Origin of the sequence: Pseudomonas sp. 22189 (genome assembly GCF_052045635.1) — a bacterium.
Taxonomy (GTDB): Bacteria; Pseudomonadota; Gammaproteobacteria; order Pseudomonadales; family Pseudomonadaceae; genus Aquipseudomonas; species Aquipseudomonas parakoreensis.
On the sequence record NZ_JBQEPG010000012.1, the window covers coordinates 1 to 18,411 of the forward strand.

Annotated in this window: 14 protein-coding genes and 1 pseudogene; 12 read left to right on the forward strand and 3 right to left on the reverse strand. The window is 52.1% G+C overall.

Annotated elements, in window-relative coordinates; translation table 11 throughout:
* The 11 genes and pseudogenes from tssI to ACTJKS_RS14545 form a co-directional block, all read left to right on the forward strand.
* Positions 1-1,959 (forward strand): type VI secretion system tip protein TssI/VgrG (gene tssI, locus ACTJKS_RS14495; RefSeq protein ID WP_440828837.1); only part of this gene is annotated, 1,959 nt, incomplete at its 5' end.
* Positions 1,949-2,692, forward strand: coding sequence for a DUF4123 domain-containing protein (locus ACTJKS_RS14500; protein WP_440828838.1), 744 nt, complete (start codon positions 1,949-1,951; stop codon positions 2,690-2,692). The genes tssI and ACTJKS_RS14500, both read left to right, overlap by 11 nt.
* Positions 2,689-7,491 carry an RHS repeat-associated core domain-containing protein gene (locus ACTJKS_RS14505; protein ID WP_411157867.1) on the forward strand — a complete coding sequence of 1,601 codons (4,803 nt, stop codon included), beginning with the start codon at positions 2,689-2,691 and terminating at the stop codon, positions 7,489-7,491. The genes ACTJKS_RS14500 and ACTJKS_RS14505 overlap by 4 nt, the downstream gene beginning before the upstream one ends.
* Positions 7,492-7,495: 4 nt before the next feature.
* Positions 7,496-8,005 carry a DUF2247 family protein gene (locus ACTJKS_RS14510; RefSeq protein ID WP_086793117.1) on the forward strand — a complete coding sequence of 170 codons (510 nt, stop codon included), beginning with the start codon at positions 7,496-7,498 and terminating at the stop codon, positions 8,003-8,005.
* A gap of 27 nt (positions 8,006-8,032) precedes the next feature.
* Positions 8,033-10,459, forward strand: a pseudogene (locus ACTJKS_RS14515) (RHS repeat-associated core domain-containing protein); the annotation flags it as partial.
* 556 nt (positions 10,460-11,015) lie between these two features.
* The gene (locus tag ACTJKS_RS14520) at positions 11,016-11,444 is read left to right on the forward strand and encodes a HEAT repeat domain-containing protein (protein ID WP_108183123.1); all 429 of its coding nucleotides are present in this window, start codon (positions 11,016-11,018) and stop codon (positions 11,442-11,444) included.
* 156 nt (positions 11,445-11,600) lie between these two features.
* Positions 11,601-11,945, forward strand: coding sequence for a hypothetical protein (locus ACTJKS_RS14525; protein WP_262949043.1), 345 nt, complete (start codon positions 11,601-11,603; stop codon positions 11,943-11,945).
* Positions 11,946-12,179: 234 nt separating this feature from the next.
* Positions 12,180-12,470: a hypothetical protein gene (locus ACTJKS_RS14530; RefSeq protein WP_108183125.1), complete on the forward strand. Its 291-nt coding sequence runs from the start codon at positions 12,180-12,182 to the stop codon at positions 12,468-12,470.
* A 281-nt stretch (positions 12,471-12,751) separates the two neighbouring features.
* A complete protein-coding gene (locus ACTJKS_RS14535; protein ID WP_108183126.1) occupies positions 12,752-13,138 on the forward strand; it encodes a hypothetical protein in 387 nt (128 codons plus the stop codon).
* Positions 13,139-13,265: 127 nt separating this feature from the next.
* The gene (locus ACTJKS_RS14540) at positions 13,266-13,895 is read left to right on the forward strand and encodes a hypothetical protein (RefSeq protein WP_108183127.1); all 630 of its coding nucleotides are present in this window, start codon (positions 13,266-13,268) and stop codon (positions 13,893-13,895) included.
* 833 nt (positions 13,896-14,728) lie between these two features.
* A complete protein-coding gene (locus ACTJKS_RS14545) occupies positions 14,729-15,034 on the forward strand; it encodes a hypothetical protein (RefSeq protein ID WP_108183128.1) in 306 nt (101 codons plus the stop codon).
* A gap of 131 nt (positions 15,035-15,165) precedes the next feature.
* Here ACTJKS_RS14545 and ACTJKS_RS14550 read toward each other — a convergent pair whose 3' ends face one another.
* Entirely contained in the window at positions 15,166-15,981 is an 816-nt protein-coding gene (locus ACTJKS_RS14550; protein ID WP_142579898.1) for a VanW family protein, read from the reverse strand.
* Between the two features lie 215 nt (positions 15,982-16,196).
* Here ACTJKS_RS14550 and ACTJKS_RS14555 point away from each other — a divergent pair, with 215 nt between their 5' ends.
* The gene (locus ACTJKS_RS14555; protein ID WP_108183129.1) at positions 16,197-17,003 is read left to right on the forward strand and encodes a glycosyltransferase family 2 protein; all 807 of its coding nucleotides are present in this window, start codon (positions 16,197-16,199) and stop codon (positions 17,001-17,003) included.
* A 329-nt stretch (positions 17,004-17,332) separates the two neighbouring features.
* On the opposite strand, the gene ACTJKS_RS14560 is transcribed toward ACTJKS_RS14555, so the two are convergent.
* A complete protein-coding gene (locus ACTJKS_RS14560) occupies positions 17,333-17,917 on the reverse strand; it encodes a hypothetical protein (RefSeq protein WP_262949042.1) in 585 nt (194 codons plus the stop codon).
* A gap of 116 nt (positions 17,918-18,033) precedes the next feature.
* Positions 18,034-18,276: a hypothetical protein gene (locus tag ACTJKS_RS14565; RefSeq protein ID WP_041066297.1), complete on the reverse strand. Its 243-nt coding sequence runs from the start codon at positions 18,274-18,276 to the stop codon at positions 18,034-18,036.
* Between the last annotated feature and the right edge of the window lie 135 nt (positions 18,277-18,411).

The following is an 18,411-nucleotide window of genomic DNA, read 5'->3' on the forward strand; positions in this document are numbered from 1 at the left end:
CGGGAAGCCATCAGCCAGCCTTTTGTGTTCGAGGTGGAGCTGGTCAGTGAGCAGCCGTCGCTGGACCTCGAAACCCTGCTGCACAAACCGGCCTTCCTGCAGCTGTCGCCCGACGGCAGCGGTATCCACGGCCTGATCTACCGCGCCGCGCAAGGCGATTCCGGCAAGCGCCTGACGCGCTACTCCGTGACCCTGCGCCCGCAACTGGCGTACCTGGCGCACCGGATCAACCAGCGGATCTTCCAGAACCTCAGCGTGCCGAAAATCATCGGCAAGGTCCTCGAAGAACACGGCATCCAGGGCAACGCCTACGCCTTCCAGACCGGCTCGATCTACCCCGACCGCATTTACTGCGTGCAATACGACGAATCGGACCTGCATTTCATCCAGCGCCTGTGCGAAGAAGAAGGCATTCACTACCACTTCCAGCACAGCGCCACGGGCCACAAACTGGTGTTCGGCGACGACCAGACGGTGTTCAAGAAACTGGCGCCGGTGGCCTATCAGCAGGACTCCGGCATGGTCGCCAGCAACCCGGTGATCAAACGCTTCGACCTGCGCCTGGAAACCCGTACCAGCCGCACCACCCGCCGCGACTACGACTTCGAAAAACCGCGCCTGACGCTGGAAAGCGAAAACCGCGGCGACGCCCTCCCCGACCTCGAGGACTACGATTACCCGGGCCGTTTCATCGACCGCGAGCGCGGCAAACACCTGGCCAAACGCGCCCTCGAACGTCATCGCAGCGACTTCCAGCTCGCCGAAGGCAAGAGCGACCAGCCGTTGCTGGTCAGCGGCCATTTCCTCGCACTCAAAGAACACCCGAAGGCCAAGTGGAATGACCTGTGGCTGCTCACCGAAGTCCACCACGAAGGCAAGCAGCCGCAGGTGCTGGAAGAGTCGGTCACCAGCGACACCACCGCGCTCAAAGACGATTTCCATCAGGGTTACCGCAACCGCTTCCAGGCCACCCCGTGGGACGTGCCGAACCGCCCGCCCCTGCGCCACCCGAAACCGCGCATCCTCGGCAGCCAGAGCGCCGTGGTCACAGGCCCGAAAGGCGAAGAAATCCACTGCGACGAATACGGCCGCGTGAAAGTCCAGTTCCACTGGGACCGCGACGGCCAGGCCGACGACAAGACCAGCTGCTGGCTGCGTGTCTCCAGCGCCTGGGCCGGCGCCCAGTACGGCGGCATCGCCATCCCGCGCATCGGCATGGAAGTGCTGGTGACATTCCTCGAGGGCGACCCCGACCAGCCGCTGATCAGCGGCTGCCTGTACCACAAGGAAAACACCGTCCCGTACGCCCTGCCGGCGAACAAGACCCGCACCACCTTCAAAACCCTGAGCTCGATGGGCGGTGGCGGCTTCAACGAACTGCGCATCGAAGACAAGAAAGGCCAGGAACAGATCTTCCTCCACGCCCAGCGCGACTGGGACGAGAACATCGAACACGACCAGAAAATCCGCGTCGGCAACGAACGCCACGACGTCGTGGAAAAGAACAGCTACACGGAATTCAAGGCCGAAGAACACCACACGGTTTATGAAGACCGCAAAGTCGAAGCACGGGCCAACGACCACCTGACCGTGGGCGTGAACCAGCACATCAAGATCGGCACCGGACAATTCATCGACGCCGGCCAGGAAATTCACCTGAGCAGTGGCATGAAGGTGGTGCTGGAAGCCGGGGCTGAACTGACGCTGGTCGGCGGTGGCAGCTTCATCAAGATCGACGGCGGCGGCGTGACCATGAGCGGGCCGGCGATCAACATCAACTCCGGTGGTGGACCGGGCAGCGGCACCGGCGCCGCCCCACTGCTGCCGGGCGTGTTGAAGCAGGCGGATGCCGACAAGGCTGGCGCCGTGCTGACCCCGGCGCAAATCAACACTCTCAAACGTAATGCGCCGTTCTGCGAAGAGTGCGAAAAATGCAAGGCAGGTGCCTGTGCCATCTGATCGACTGACACCCAAGGACTGGCTGGCACAACAGCCGTTGCAGACTGGCGAGCGCCTGTACCTGATCGTCAGCGCAGCAAGCGATGCCGACGCGCTGAAAACCCTGTACCTGACCGAACCCACCGCCCAGCTCCTGCCGATCTGGGGCGGCACGCCCTACTCCACCTGGCAACCGGTGATGCCCTACGTCACCGAACTCAAACCGAACTCGGCATTCCTGCCCTGGATCGCCGAAACCGACGCCCTCGACTGGGGCTGGCTGGCCGTCTCACGCGCCGAACCGAACGACGTGTTCGAGCACCTGCGCAGCCTGACACAGGTGAAGATGCCGGACGGGACTGAGGTGTTTTTCCGCTTTTGGGATGGGCGACATATCTACCCGATTCTGAAGGAGCTTGGGGAGAAGGCTGGGGAAGTACTGCCGGTGTTTGAACGGTATCTGATTAACGGGCAGACGCTGGAGGTTGGGACACGGGTGTTGCCGAAGGTGAAGGATTGGCCGTGGTGGGGGGTGCCGAAGGAGTTGTTGGATGGGTTAACGGCGGAAAATCCGTCGACCGTCATCGGCAATATGTTGCAGTGGCTGCAAGAAGAACATGCTGATCTGTATTTCTCCTTCCCCGAATCAAACCTGAAACAAAAAGTGGCGCGGTTCGTAAAACGCACACCACTCACGGAAGAAAATTTTACCGGGCTGTTGAAGGCCTATCTGGAAAAAGAGGTGGCGGTATGACCCCATTGGATACGATTGCTCATGTCACCGCTAAACAGCCTGACTTCAACACGCTCATTGCCGAGTTCAAGAATTGCCTGAAAAGTTACCGTTCCACTGCCCGCGTCATTCCTGGCCTGGAAATGGAGCAGCAATTTCAAGTTGGGGACGAGGTCAAAAAACCCGTCGCGGCGGACAGCAAGAACAAAGCCGTGTATTTCGCTACCTGTCCCGAGAATGGAAAACTCACGCTGATTCATAGTTTCGAATCGGCGCGTTTTGTGCCGATTGGCAACACGCCAGTAGTCCTGACTCCCGTCGATGCGAAGAACAACCCTGTGGCAGGGGAAGTCGTGCGCAAAACCATCGGGGCAACCGGAATTGAAGTCGTCAGTGATCTGAAGCCTCGCCAGCTGTACCGGATTAGCTTTTTCCCTGGCCTGACCAGCGCAGACAACGATCGACTGTTCAAATCCTACGACGACGTCATCGGCGATCTAAGCAAGTGGTTGTCTTCAGAATGGACAACCACTTGCCTGCCGTTGTGGAAAGAACATAACGACGCTTCGATCGCTGTGCGCTTCTGGCAGCAGTTGCAATCCGAACTGGATGGTTTCTGGAAATTCGTCATGGGTATCTGGGGCGATATCAAGTCGCTATTTCATCTGGTGACTCACCCTCGCGAGAACTATGAAACGCTCAAAAAATTCTTCACCGACGAAAATATCAAGAAGATCTATAACGCTTCTACGGAAGCACTTCGCACCAGTTTTCTAATCGCAAGTGATGAGCCGTTGCTTTGGGTTTATGTCTCTTCCGTTTGGACGTGGGTGTCGATGCTGCCACCGCAGACCCGCACCGAAGTATTGGCCAGATTGAAGTCGGAAATCCTCTATATCGTGCTGGGGATCATTTTCACAGGTGGACTGGGCGTTGCATTGCGCGCAGGAGCTAAAACGGTCAAGGGCACGTTGCAAGCGCAAAAAGCGATCAACATGGTTGAGAAAGTCACCGCCAAGCTCATCGAAATCAGCAGGATTCGCTCCAAAGCCCATGCGGATGCAGCCGCTTCATTGAGGTTTCACGGCAACGGTGTCACCAACTCAGGCAAAAAAGCAGTGGCTACTGTCGCTGATCATACGCCTGCACAAACAGCCACCGCTCCGAAGCGCCCCTCTCCCACGACAGGAGGGAAAGTCGAAAACGACGCGCAAATCCACGCACGAAACAAAACCCAGAACGAAACCCGCCTCGAGCAGCAGGAGAAGGTTGAAAACGCGCCCGCCCAGTCCAAGAACCAGGCTGATCAACCCGCTCAGTGTGCCAACAAAACCTGCACTAACGGTGACCCCGTTTCCATGGTCACCGGTGAAGAACTGCTCACCCTCACCGACGGTGAGCTGGGCGGCCTGTTACCGCTGGAGTGGACCCGTCTCTACCGCAGCAGCGCCGTCGAAATCGATAGCCGCATGGGGCCGGGCTGGAGCCACTCGTTTTCTCATCGCCTGCAGATCAATGATGAAGGCGTGCTGTGGACGGACAACGAAAACCGTCAAACCCGGTTGCCGATACCGACCGAGCAAAGACCTGCCATCACGAACAGCCTTGCTCAAGCAGCGATTTTCCTGGGGGATGCACCCGGTGAACTGATTCTTACGCAGGCCGGGGCAAAACCGCGTTTCTATCATTTCCGCGCAAACCGGCTGACCACCATCAGTGATTCGTATGAAAACCAGGTGCACATCAGCTATGACTTGGTCGGGCGCATTCAGCGCATCGACAATGGCGCCGGCCGGGCTTTACTGCTGCGCTACGACGACCGGCATATCGTTGCCGTGGATCAACAGCAACAACGTTCGGAATATGACGAGTCCGGGAAACGCCAGGATCCATGGCTAACCCTGAAGACGCTAGTCTCATACGCGTATAACGCTCAACATCAACTCGTTTCGGCAACTAACGCCGCCGGTGAAACCGAGCATTACCGGTACAACCAGCAGCACGTGATTCTCGAGCGGCAACTGGCAGGCGGCGCCAGCTTCTTCTGGGAGTGGGAGCGTGATGGCAAATTTTCCCGTTGCGTCCGCCACTGGGCAAACTACTCGCCACTGGAAACACGCTATGAGTGGGACGACAACGGTACGGTAACGGTTTACAACGGTGATGGTAGTGAACAGGTTTACGTGCATGACGAAAATGCGCGTCTGATCAGCGAAACCGCTCCGGATGGCGCAGAAACTCAAAAAGCCTACGACGATCAGGGCCGTTTGATCGCTGTAAAAGACCCAATGGGCGCCATCACCGAGTATCAGTACAACAATGCTGGCCGGTTGCTGGCCGTGATTCCCCCAGAAGACGAGCCTACACGTTACAACTATTACAACGGCCAACTGATCGAGGTCAGACGAGGCAAAGGTCGCTGGCAGTACGACTACAACCCGCAAGGCGACATCACCCAGCAAATCGATCCGCACGGCAATGAAACCCAGTACAGCTATGACCGTCAGGGCCGACTGCTGCAAATTCGTCACCCCGATGGCAGCCGCCATCAATTAGGTTGGAACAACCTCGGTCAATTGCTCGAAGAACGTCTGCCGGACGGTGGCCAACGCAAGTACCGCTACGACGCCTTGGGCCGGCTGATTACCCGGCAAGACGAATTCAGCGCCATCACTCATTACCAATGGGATGCTGTTGATCGCCTGACCCAAGTCACCCTGCCCGGAGGCGCCACGCGCGCCTTTACTTACAACCCTTACGGCCGCGTAACCGCCGAACGCGATGAACTCGGACGCATCACCCGTTATGAATACGCTGATAACCTGCATCTGGTCAGCCGCCGTATCAACCCGGACGGCAGCCAACTGCGCTATCGCTACGACAACTCGCGTCTGTTACTCACCGACATCGAAAACGAGCGCGGCGAACATTACCATCTCGATTACTACTCGAACGGCCTGATCCAGCAGGAAACCGGCTTCGACGGTCGCCGCACCGCCTATGAATACGACCTCAACGGTCAGTTGCTAAAGAAAACCGAGTTCGGCGATGACGGCAGTGAACTGGTCAGCGAGTACCAGCGCGACACCTCAGGCCGCCTGCTGGTAAAGACCCTGCCCGACGGCAAGGAAATCCACTACAGCTACGACGCCCTAGGTCGCCTGGTCAACGTCGACGACGGTAACTGGCCGCTTGCCTACGAATATGACGTGCAGGACCGCTTGATCACCGAGCACCAGGGCTGGGGCACCACCCGGTACGAATACGACAGCGTCGGTCAATTGAGTCACTGCCGCCTGCCCGATGGCAGTATGCTCGATTACCGTCACCTGTCCGGTGGACGTCTGAACAGCATCGATCTCAACGGTTCTCGCCTGACCTCTCACCAGTTCAACGCCGGTCGCGAGCAGCAACGCCAGCAAGGCCTGCTGCTCAGCCAATATCAGTACGACGAACAGGGCCGACTGCAAGCACACAGCGTCAACCAGCGTGACAAAAACCTCTTCCAGCGTCGTTACAACTACGACGCCAACGGCAACCTCGCCGGCGTCGACGACAGTCGCAAAGGCAACCGTAGCTATCAGTACGATCCACTGGATCGCTTGATCAGCGTACGCGGCGCAACCCCGGAAAGTTTCGCCCACGACCCGGCGGGTAACCTACTGGGTCAGAACAACGAAGGCACGGCAAACCTCGCCAACGTCAAAGGTAACCGCCTGCTCATGCAAGGCGACCGCCATTATGATTACGACGCTTACGGTAACCTGATCCGTGAACGTCGCGGCACAGGCCAGAAACTCGTCACCGAGTACCGCTACGACTGCCAGCACCGCCTCGTCGGCGTCAGCCTGCCGGGCGGCAGTACCGCGAGTTACAAGTACGACGCCTTCGGCCGCCGCATCGAAAAAACCGTCGACGGTCACACCACCGAATTCCTGTGGCAAGGCGAGCGGCTGATCGCCGAAAACGCAGAAAACCGCTACCGCAGTTACATCTATGAGCCTGGCAGCTTCCGCCCACTGGCGATGCTCGATGGTGAAGGCCCGCGCAAGGCCACGCCGTTTTACTACCAACTCGACCACCTTGGTACACCGCAAGAACTCACCGACTACAGCGGTGAGATCATGTGGTCGGCGAAATACCGTGCGTACGGCAATCTGGTAGCGCTGGATGTCAGTGAAATCGATAACCCTCTGCGGTTCCAAGGTCAGTATTTCGACGCTGAGACAGGGTTACATTACAACCGGCACCGCTACTACAATCCGGGCACTGGACGGTTTTTGACGCCTGATCCGATTAAGCTTGCAGGTGGGCTGAACAGTTACCAGTACGTGCCTAACCCTACGGGGTGGGTGGATCCGTTGGGGTTGAGTGTCTGTCCCGATAATAATTCCTCATCCACAGGTGGTGCGAAAACCCCATCGACCGCAGCCACTATTGATGAAGGCACTCCGAATTCACCTAAACCTCAGGATCAATCGGGTTACAACGCGGCACGCTTTGAGCGCCTTCGCGCGGGATATGCCGCCGACGAAATTAAAAGTGCTAAACCCATCGGCAGCGCTTTAAAAGACGATCCTATGCACCGAGCGCCTAGTTACGTAGTTGACCAAATACCTGATAAAGGGAGAGTATTTCCTCTCCGCGGAGGTGACGGTACAAATAACACCCTCACACAAATGCCGGGATCGATGAATAACAAACCCGGAATCTTTGAGTGGATTGTTAATTCAAAGATGGAATTAACACATCAAAGATTCATACCTGACGGAAGAATAACCGGCACCCCGAATCAAATACCATCGAGGCTTCCAAAGTAAACAAATGAATCTACTACCCCTAAACGGCAACTACACATTTTCCAAAACCCCTTGGTTAAATTGGTCTCAACTAAACGTTGGCCTGAAAAAAGGCTTCATCAATGAGCAAGGTATTTCTGACTATATCTGCAACGGACTGACAAAAACCTCTCCTCCGGAGGCCTATGAAATCGCCACTTTGAACGCGACAGAGCATCAATTACTGCGAGAATTATTGCAAACCCTCATCAACAAAGACTCGCATCAAGTAGAAACTGAAGAAGAAGCAATCAAACCTTGGATTTATTTGACTCTTTCTTATTTATACGAAAATAAAGACCTATCAAAAGACCCCTTTGAAAGCATAGAAGAATTATATGCAGATCTTGACTACCCGGAAGAAATTGCACCAATAGTTAGATATATGCCATTACCTGAAGGTGCAGTCGGCTCTGAGGAACTACTATACGAAAACTGGAAAACAATATTATCCAATTACGAAGATTACTTTCAGAACAAGCTCAAACAACACTGATGCTCAGCATCTATGATCGAGATGTAGAACGCGGCCGGCGAAGCCGAGCGCTATCGCTACAACGATCAGCACGTGATTCTGGAGCGCCAACTGGCGGGCGGCGCGGCCTTCTATTGGGAGTGGGAGAACGAAGGCAAGCTGTCTCGCTGCATCCGTCACTGGGCCAACTTCTCGCAGATGGAAGCGCACTACGCCTGGGACGATAAAGGCAGCGTAACGGTAACCAACGCCGACGGCAGCGAAGAGGTCTACACCCACGACGACCAGGCGCGACTGATCAGCAAGGTCGACCCGGACGGCGCCGAACATCTGAAGGCCTACAACGACAAAGGTCAGTTGATCGCGGAAAAGGATCCTTTGGGTGCCGTCACCGAATACCGGTACGACGACAACGGACTGATGACTGCCGTCATCCCGCCGGAAGACGAAGCCACCACGTATGAATACATCAATGGTTTCGTCAGCGATGTTCATCGCGGCAAAGCCAGCTGGAAGTACCAACGCAACCGTCAGGGCGACATCACCCAGCAAATCGACCCGAACGGCAATGCCACGCTATACAGCTACGACGCCCAAGGTCGCTTGCTGGAGATCCGCCACCCCGACGGCAGCCGCCATCAACTCGGCTGGAACAACCTCGGACAGTTACTGGAAGAACGCCTGCCGGACGGCGGTCAACGCAAGTATCGCTACGACGCACTGGGTCGGCAGATTACCCGCCAGGAAGAATCCGGCGCCATCACCCACTACCAATGGGATGCGGCCAACCGCCTGGCACAAGTCACGCTGCCGGGCGGTGCAACACGTGCCTTCACCTACAACGCCTATGGCAACGTCACCACCGAACGCGACGAGCTCGGCCGTATCACCCGCTACGAATACGCCGACAACCTGCACCTGGTCAGCCGCCGCATCAATCCGGACGGCAGCCAACTGGGCTACCGCTACGACAACTCGCGTCTGTTGCTCACCGACATCGAAAACGAGCGCGGCGAGCATTACCAGCTCGATTACTACGCGAACGGCCTGATCCAGCAGGAAACCGGCTTCGACGGTCGCCGCACGGCCTACGAATACGACCTCAACGGCCAGTTGCTGAAGAAAACCGAATTCGGCGATGACGGCAGCGAACTCGTTACCGAGTATCAACGCGACGCCGCTGGCCGTCTGCTGGTAAAAACCCTCGCCGATGGCGAGGAGATTCATTACAGCTACGACGCCCTCGGTCGCCTCGTAAACGTCGACGACGGCCACTGGCCGCTCGCCTACAAGTACGACCTGCAAGACCGCCTCATCGAGGAACACCAAGGCTGGGGCACCCTGCGCTACGAGTACGACAGCGTCGGCCAGCTGAGCCATTGTCGCCTACCGGATGGCAGCACACTCGACTACCGCCACCTGTCCGGCGGACGCCTGAGCAGCATCGACCTCAACGGCTCACGTCTCACCGCTCACCAGTTCAGCGCCGGTCGCGAACAACAGCGTCAACAAGGCCTGCTGCTCAGCCAATATCAATACGACGAACAAGGCCGCCTGCAAGCTCACACCGTCGGCCAGCGTGATAAAAACCTGTTCCAGCGACGCTACAACTACGATGCCAACGGCAACCTCGCCGGTATCGATGACAGCCGCAAAGGCAAGCGCAGCTACCACTACGACCCGCTCGACCGACTCATCAGCGTGCGCGGCGCCACACCGGAAAGCTTCGCCCACGACCCGGCTGGTAACCTGCTTGGACAGAACAACGAAGGCACCGCCAACCTCGCCAATGTCAAAGGCAACCGCCTGCTGATGCAAGGCGACCGTCATTACGACTACGATGCCTACGGCAACCTGATCCGCGAACGTCGTGGCGCCGGCCAGAAACTCGTTACCGAATACAGATACGACTGCCAGCACCGTCTCATCGGCGTAAGCCTGCCGGGCGGTAGCACCGCGTCCTACAAATACGACGCCTTTGGTCGCCGCGTCGAAAAAACCGTCGACGGCCACACCACGGAATTCCTGTGGCAAGGCGAACGTCTGATCGCTGAAAGCGCCGAAAACTGCTACCGCAGCTACATCTATGAGCCCGGCAGCTTCCGCCCACTGGCGATGCTCGATGGCGAAGGCCCGCGCAAAGCCACGCCGTTTTACTACCAACTCGATCATCTGGGCACACCGCAGGAACTCACCGACTACAGTGGCGAGATCATGTGGTCGGCCAAGTACCGCGCCTACGGTAACCTCGCGGCGCTGGACGTCAGCGAGATCGATAATCCGCTGCGCTTCCAAGGTCAGTATTTCGACGCCGAGACGGGGTTACATTACAATCGGCACCGCTACTACAATCCTGGCACTGGGCGGTTTTTGACGCCGGATCCGATCAAGCTTGCAGGCGGTTTGAATAGCTACCAGTACGTGCCTAACCCTACGGGGTGGGTGGATCCGTTGGGGTTGAATAATTGCCCTGGTGCGGAAGACGGATCTCAAGGTAAGAAGCCTGATGATTCAGAAAAAGCCGAGCATGACGAAGGACGAAAACCACCTGATCCATACAATCGACCCTATTCCGGGGCGCTGCCTGCCCAGATGCAAAATAAAATTTTGTTCGGCACACGCAGTCCAAATAGCAACAAACCAATTGGTGGACACTCGTCTGAAGTATTGAAGTCTAAAAATCACCAAATGACCGTTCTGCAGAAAAATCCTGACGGCACGATAAAAGTCGAAGATTTCAAAATGATTCTTGAGCGAAAAGACGGAACTGTCGGCATGTCAGCCAAGAAAGGTGGGAAGCACACATTAGCCCCAGAAACATGGAGCAACGATAAAATACTCTGGGTTACTGACGAAGTATCCGCAACACCAGGCGTGTTTATGCGAGAAGTGGATGGAGTTAAAACCACTTTACACACCAAAACAGTCGACGGTGTTCAGTGGCAGGTACTGAAAGACAACGGAGTCGTGACATCTTCATTTCCGGCTGGCGATTCGCCTATGTCCCCACCAATTTAAAAAGAGGTAACTTATGGATAGCAAAGCTTACGAAGAGCTCAACTACTGGCTTGGGCCAAATGAAGATTCAAATTGGAATGAGTACGTTACTGAACAGGTAGCTCATGGAGTTTTAGGAAAATTCAGCGCTATGGACTGGCAGCAGCTTAATGAAACAATACTTTCGAAAGAAGAGTACTGGCAAGAAAGAAGTGCTGCTGCTCTCGGAGAGCTACGATCGCCCGAAGCAATTGAAATTCTAAAAAAACTTCTTGAGTCCAAGTTTTCAGAGGTAGCAATCGCCGCAGCTTCCGAACTTGACTGGACGGAAGCAGTCATTGAGGAAAAATACTCTAATAAAATACAGAAAATCATAAACAACCTGTCCGACGAAGAAATTGACTCTTACCCAGAACTCATAAACTTACTAAAAAAATCTCAAGGCCAGCCTTCTTCCAAATAAACAATATAAAGTATTACTTTTCAGATAAACGAAATTACTTTACCATCTCCGAAAAAATGAGAATAAAGACCACTAACTCATTACCCAAGCATACTCCAAAAAACTTGAAAAATAATTCTTCCTTTTGACGCAAATTTTCAAGTGTATAAATTTCAAATGAGACCCAAACTACAATATAATCTTCAACCAATTCGAGTCCCAAGCGGTTGGACAGTAACAATCAACAACCTTTTTGAAGTTGAATTAACGCCAGAAACCAGCGACTGGTTCACTTGCTCAGTACTATTGGGCGGAGTGCGTCGAAGTAGCGGGCACTGCTTCGATTCTAGAGTAGAACCAGAGGGCGACCCCAACGGAGAGTTTGTAATTGATTTCCTGAAAATCGATTATGACCAAAAAGGAAAACCGGTTAAAAACTCCGAAGTTTTTCTTGGTGAATTCAGAACCAAAAGCAAAATTGAATTCATTAAAAAAATTGAATCATTCATGATCGAATCGTGAGATACAGACATTTAAAACCCAGCACTCACCAATACAGCCAAAGCAAATAAAGCAAGAGGGAAATTTATTTTTCACACTTTACAAAAGACACTGAAAATAAATTCACTCCCTTTTTTTTTAAAATGCCCTTCTGCTATCCAACCTGAATGGGTAAAGACCTGTAGATACGGCACAACAGATCTTACGACCAAAGGAAATGTGGCGCTTAAACCCCACATTTAATCGGCGGAAAGAATGTTAGAAACCAACAAAGAAATAGCACTTAATGGAGAAGATGCTCTCGAAGTCCTTGTAGATATCGAGTTCATATTAATTTCACTGCACAATATGGGCAGCTATTACTCCGGCAAACCGATCGAAGACTACCAAAAAGCCACCACTGATTTCATTGATAACGAAGGGGTCACCCAACGCCTTGCCAAAATAAGAAAAATCATAAGCAAGAATTTTGATTCGACACTACGGGACGACAATATGGATGACATTGAGCGCCACATGGAAAGGATTAAATTTTGGAAGCCCTAACTAAATTTTCAAACATATAATTCTCAACAGATTTTCTTATATAGATATAATCCGCAGCGGAGTTCACCAGACGCTCACAGCAATCCGGACAGCGATCAAAGGAGATAGATTATTTCCACAGCCCCAAAGATATTGAAAATAGATCTGTCACCTTTTTGCTACATTTCAACCTGCGGCCAACTAAAAACTCTAAAACATTACAAAAATACGACAGATTTATTTTCTCAACCAATTCAGATCGGCGTAGGAATACGCTGGCCATACCGGTTCCAGGGTCAAAAATGACAAAACAGAAATGTATCCCACGAAGTGTATGGTTTGGGCTCGACGGAACAGGTTACAACAACATTGCGCAAGAGCTAGAATCCGAAGACCCTTCACTAAGAAAATGGATTTCAGCACACGCCATTTACAAATACACATTTACCAGTGATCCATATCAGTATTACGACTTTATCCATCAATCGAAAAATTTCCGATATGCAACAGTAATATTTACAATCCCAACCGAAACACTTGAAATAAGTGACGGCGTGGACAACCGAGACATCAATCTCTTAAAAATAGAGACCATGAACTCTGAGGCGGAAATCAACGCACTTCTTGAGAAGCTTGACATCGACCCAGAACTTCTCACCACTCCATGGCGGTGTGAATACCCGCTCTAGTTGCCAAACTGCAATCAGAGGGGAGTTAATTTGTTTTCGTTGAAGGAAATAAATCCGCCCCCTTTTCAATTGATGGTAGCCAAATCGAATCAAAACAACGTGATCAGTTTGTAATCGAGATAGCAAAATGAATTTTTCAATTGACATTACAGAATCCTTTGGCGCTATCGATTTCGATAATGCAGGCGGAGTTATTTCACATATAAATATACCGCCAAACGAAAACATCCAAGACAAATACTATATCGAACTATTTAATTTTGTGCTTAACTTAATAGAAAAACCAGTAATTTACTCAATAAAAAATCAGAACCCAAACTTTCTAGAAAAGATGGACGAAGACGGCTTCCTGATCATTAAGCAAGCTATTATTACATTTGAAAAAATAAAAGGTCACGAAAAATTAATACGCCTATTGAACCAGGAAAGTGGCTACTTGACGCACGAGTCTTACGGCTCAAAACTAGAGAACAAAGATAAAATATACGACATCGGCGGAAGATCGTTTTCGACTCCTGAATTATTAATTAACCTCGCCATCATTTCACCAAAAAAAGTAACCCTCAACTTCAGCGCTTCAAACCACACCTATATACCCACATACGAAAAACTTCAGAAATCAGTAGAAATATTGAACTCACAAGCAAATCGCTCCCAACCTGAAATCCAGGGAATATTCGATACCAACTTTAGCAATTCTCATATGATAAGCGACTTTGACGCAGGCTATCGAGTTATACATAGTATAGAAAGGTAACGAACCGGTGCCATATGGAAGAGATTATTCAGGAGCTTTTGCGGAAAGTTTCAACCAAAGGTATCCTCACGAAAACCTAAATGTATGAATAGTTGCAGAACACACAACAAGAACCTTAACTGATTGATAGCATTTTATATACAATTCAAAAAACAAAAAAAACAAAAGTTTACAAATTTATTTCGCCTAAGCATAAAAAGTTACTGAAATTAAATCACTCCCTTTTTACTAAATAGATTATGACTATAGAACAGGTTTCAAAAAATCAAAAGGACATAGTCAACAGTTGCCTACTAGACTTACTGGAGTCATCATCCTTACACAATTCTAGTTTTTTGCCAAATGCATTAGAAAACCTAATCAAATCGCAAGGCTTTGGCATAGAGATGTCTGGTATATATAAGTACAGACGAGGATCCAGAAAACGTCCCTGAGTATCTGGAAGATGGAATTGCTTTTGAGTTTATGGATAGCCACGTCACATTGCCATTTAAACATGCTGTCGCCTTTATCATTTCTTGGTGCTCTGCACAAAAACAAGCGAAAGAGCTTAATCTAGATATAACACTAGAAAAACTTAAGAAGAAATTCAGTTAAAGACTAAAATAAAGAATATTGCAAAATAAGTCCCGGCAAAAGGGGACAGATTTATTTTTCCCGTCCATTTTAAAAATTAAATAAAAATATATTCACCCTCCCTTTACTGGATATTTGGAAGAGATTAGACTTTGAAAACCGTGAAGCCACTCTTCTTACGTTTATGAGATAGGCTGTAAAAATCTCTATTTTATGTTTCATCTACAGATTTTAAAATGAAACCAGGAAATGTAGCAATGAATACTGACGAAATAACAAGTCTTGGCGGAAGAATAATTTTTGACGAAATTTCCAACTTGAGCAGTTTGGAAATTTCATTGATCACTGATGATTTGAAGGAAGATCTATTCCAGGCTTCTTTTCCCTCGGGGCAGATCCTGGATATCGGATGGTATCCAGAGTTTTCTAAAAACGGCTTCTTTAAGGTATTGCTAATATCTAATAGAGACTGGGCTTCGCCTACCTATAGTAAAACCGCAAAAACCTGGAAGAGTCTTGAAAAGGCTTTGAAAAATGCTCTTAAAAGAATGCAAACACCATAAACGAAAACCCGAAGCACACTCCTCCCTAAAAATCCTGCAACCTCACCAAACCTTCTTACAAGCAATACCAGTCGCATACGGAGTGTCCCGCCATCTACTAAATGATTTCTTCATCATCTGCGGAATAGCAATCATCTCTCCACCATTTCTTCCGCCACCTCATACTTAACCACCACCCGATTCCGATACAACCTCACCCGCTCCATCAATTCCCCCACCTGCCCCTTCTCCCTCACCTCCCGCCAGATCTCATTCTCCCGATACACCCGCTCCCCTTCCCGCACAAACCGGTGCCCTTCCTGAAACACGTGATACCGATACGCCCGCACCTGATCGCACAACAACTCGCCCTCCAGCTGCGTGTCCCCCACATTCAACTTCAACTGAAAACTCCGATCCGTCGGGTTGTGCAGTACCAGGTCAACGTAGTTGTAGAAAATTGCCGCACCGGAACCGAATGGCAGCACTCGCCCCTCATCCGGGAATGGATCGAAGCTGTGGTTGGAGCGTTCAACAACGACCAGCGGTGAGTGAATCGCCATCCAGTGAATCAGGTTGCTCAGTTGGCAGATTCCGCCGCCGATACCGCTGCGTGCTTCGCCGAAGGACAGTTCCATGCCTTCGACGTAGCCGCGTTTGCGGGTTGGGCGGCCGACGAGGCGGCAGAAGGAGAAGTATTCGCCAGGGGCGATGATGAGGCCGTCGATGGCGGCGACGGCGAGTTTCAGGTTGATGACTTTGTTGTGTTGCAGGGCGAGGTCGGAGTCGCCGAGGTTGCGGATGAGTTTTGAGGTGTGTTTCAGGTAGCGGAATGGCAGGCGGTCAGCGCCGGCAACCAGGCGTGCGTAGCGATTGCTGGAGCAGTGCCAGGCGATCTGGCGGAACAGTCTTTTTTGCCACACGCGCAGCCAGTACAGGGCCGGGTGGTAGAGGGAAAGTGGTTTCATCCGTGGGGCGACGGCAGGTGCCGTTTCTTCCTTGAAGCATCTGAGGGGCGCGCAGTTTAGCCTGTGGGCCGGCTTGCGTCGTGCGCGAGATGTCGTGTCTCGAAACACCTCGCCTCACCTCCTGAACGTCAAATTAAGCTTCAACTAAGCTTGCGTCGCTAGCATCCCGGCCCGAGAGACACCTGTCGCCGATCAACCGCGGATGAGCTTCCTGAATGAACCAGTTTGATTTACCAGCCGTTACGCAGCCGAATTTCAGTCTTGTATTGGTAAATTACAAAACCCCGGACATCACCCGGATGTGCCTGGAGTTGTTGCGCGAGCATGTTCAGGCGCAGCGCATCCCGGTTTGGGTGGTGGACAATGACTCTGCCGACGCCAGTCTGGATTATTTGCGCTCGCTGGACTGGATCAATCTGCTCGAACGCTCCTCCCCCGGCAAAGAAGCGGGACATATTGCGCATGGCAAGGCGCTGGATCTGGCGCTGGGAAAAGTTGAAACCGACTATCTGTTTTTGCTGCACACCGACACTTTTGTCTACGACAAGGAAGTCTTCGCGATGATGCTGCGTGAGTGCGCAAAGTCTGCAGACATCGCTGCAGTCGGGTGTGTCGAGCAAATCAATCGCGGGATTGTCAGAGACACCTGGCGACTAACTTCGCGGTTTTGCAAACACTATATTCGCCGGGCGAAAACGGCATTGGGTTTGCGCAGTAAAGAGCCGAAACCTTATCGGGAAACTCACCTCAAAAGTTTTTGCACGTTGTGGAACGCCAGGTTGATGAAGTCTCAGGGACTGCACTTTTGCATGGATGACCGAGTTCCCGGTTATACCCTGCAGGATCGAATGGTCGCTTTGGGCTACGGCATCAAGCTGCTGTCACCGCGCAAGATTTTCCGCTATCTGGATCACATCCAGGCAGGCACCGTCGCTGCCGCCGGCACCTACGGCAAAAACCACCGTCGTACCAGAATGTACGAGGCCACTCTCAAACGTTTTGAAAAGCAAGCATCGGTTTGATCACGAACACAAAAAAGGGCGACTGCAAAGTCGCCCTTTTTTAATCTGAAATTGTATACATCCGCTCCGAGGAGGTGTTCGCCCAGTGTAATGGCCTGGCAATCCATGCACCGGTAAAGAGCCCTGACACTGGGCGAACGGGAAGGATTTTAATAGAAGTTGGCGGATATGTCGTCATATACAAAGGTAAATTTTATGTACGAAAAAGTTAATAGATATTTATCGACGAAATCCTTTCGTGAAACTTTCACTACACAGTCCAACTCATTTCAGATGATTGTTCTCATACAATAATCTGTACAAGAACAACCATCTTGTAGAGTCAATACTCAACTTTCATGCTGACTGGTCACTTTTAATACATCGGTATAAGTGACAACTACGCTCTGCCCGACTTTCAGATCTTTCAGCTTGGCTTGGATTTCAGGCTTTTTCACGTCGAGTGTTTTCGACTGACCCTGCGGGTTTTGCAGGGTCACCTGATTATTCTTCAAATCAATTTTGGTGATTTTCAGTTGCACCTGAATCTGGCGATAGGCCTCACCGCCCGGGTTTTCGCTGCCCGGCGCCTTGCGCAGCTCACCGCTGCGTTCGACAGTGCCAGGCAGACCTTTATCCACATCGGTATCGAGGTAAGCCGCCACCGAGCGTTGTACTTCGAGTTTTACCAGGTCGCCGACCTTGAGATTGGCGAGGTTTTTCGCCTTGTCGCTGAGCTGGACGTGAACCTGACGACCTTCTGCGCCTTCGAGCACGACCTGGTGGTTGGCCGCATCGACGGCCAGCACTTTGGTGGTGACCTGATCGGCCTCGATGGTGGCGGACAGCGGAATGTCCACCGCCATGGCAACGAAGCTGGTGGCGGACAGAACGGTTGCGAGGGTGATGGCCTTGGCCAGAGCGTGGAGCTTCATAAGCGGTACTTTCCCTGTAGTGAATGGCAGCAACCGGCGCCAACGCGTGTTTGGCACCGAATGTGCCACTGAGCATAGACGCTGTTCAGGGCTTGGCTGTTGTTTATGCCGGGTCCTCAGGCTTCGGGGTCATCCAGTTCATTGGCGACATTCGCGGCGGGCGAATTCTTGTGCAGGTCATCGGCCTTGGCGCGCAGGATCTGCCACTGCTCCAGATCGATCGCGCCTTGACCGAGCAGATCGTCGGCGATGCGTTGCAGGTCGAAATAGTGAGCGTCGGGGGACTGCTGCCAGTAGGTCTGATCGTCGAACAGGCGCTGCCAGGTGTTGAGGTCTGGGGGTTGCAGGTCGTCGCTCATGGCTAATCCTCCACGGGTAATAGTTTGTAGAGGCTGCGCAATGAAACGGAGTTCAACCCAATCCCTGTAGGAGCTGCCGCAGGCTGCGATCTTTTGATCCTGTTTTAAAAATCAAAGTCAAAAGATCGCAGCCTT

What these genes read in the sequence shown, in the direction of transcription:
- ACTJKS_RS14540 (WP_108183127.1), top strand. Translation starts at nt 13,266, where the DNA reads ATGAATTTTTCAATTGACATTACAGAATCCTTTGGCGCTATCGATTTC.
- ACTJKS_RS14520 (WP_108183123.1), top strand. Translation starts at nt 11,016, where the DNA reads ATGGATAGCAAAGCTTACGAAGAGCTCAACTACTGGCTTGGGCCAAAT.
- ACTJKS_RS14525 (WP_262949043.1), top strand. Translation starts at nt 11,601, where the DNA reads ATGAGACCCAAACTACAATATAATCTTCAACCAATTCGAGTCCCAAGC.
- ACTJKS_RS14535 (WP_108183126.1), top strand. Translation starts at nt 12,752, where the DNA reads ATGACAAAACAGAAATGTATCCCACGAAGTGTATGGTTTGGGCTCGAC.
- ACTJKS_RS14505 (WP_411157867.1), top strand. Translation starts at nt 2,689, where the DNA reads ATGACCCCATTGGATACGATTGCTCATGTCACCGCTAAACAGCCTGAC.
- ACTJKS_RS14560 (WP_262949042.1), bottom strand. Translation starts at nt 17,917, where the DNA reads ATGAAGCTCCACGCTCTGGCCAAGGCCATCACCCTCGCAACCGTTCTG.
- ACTJKS_RS14565 (WP_041066297.1), bottom strand. Translation starts at nt 18,276, where the DNA reads ATGAGCGACGACCTGCAACCCCCAGACCTCAACACCTGGCAGCGCCTG.
- ACTJKS_RS14555 (WP_108183129.1), top strand. Translation starts at nt 16,197, where the DNA reads ATGAACCAGTTTGATTTACCAGCCGTTACGCAGCCGAATTTCAGTCTT.
- ACTJKS_RS14510 (WP_086793117.1), top strand. Translation starts at nt 7,496, where the DNA reads ATGAATCTACTACCCCTAAACGGCAACTACACATTTTCCAAAACCCCT.
- ACTJKS_RS14545 (WP_108183128.1), top strand. Translation starts at nt 14,729, where the DNA reads ATGAATACTGACGAAATAACAAGTCTTGGCGGAAGAATAATTTTTGAC.
- ACTJKS_RS14530 (WP_108183125.1), top strand. Translation starts at nt 12,180, where the DNA reads ATGTTAGAAACCAACAAAGAAATAGCACTTAATGGAGAAGATGCTCTC.
- ACTJKS_RS14550 (WP_142579898.1), bottom strand. Translation starts at nt 15,981, where the DNA reads ATGAAACCACTTTCCCTCTACCACCCGGCCCTGTACTGGCTGCGCGTG.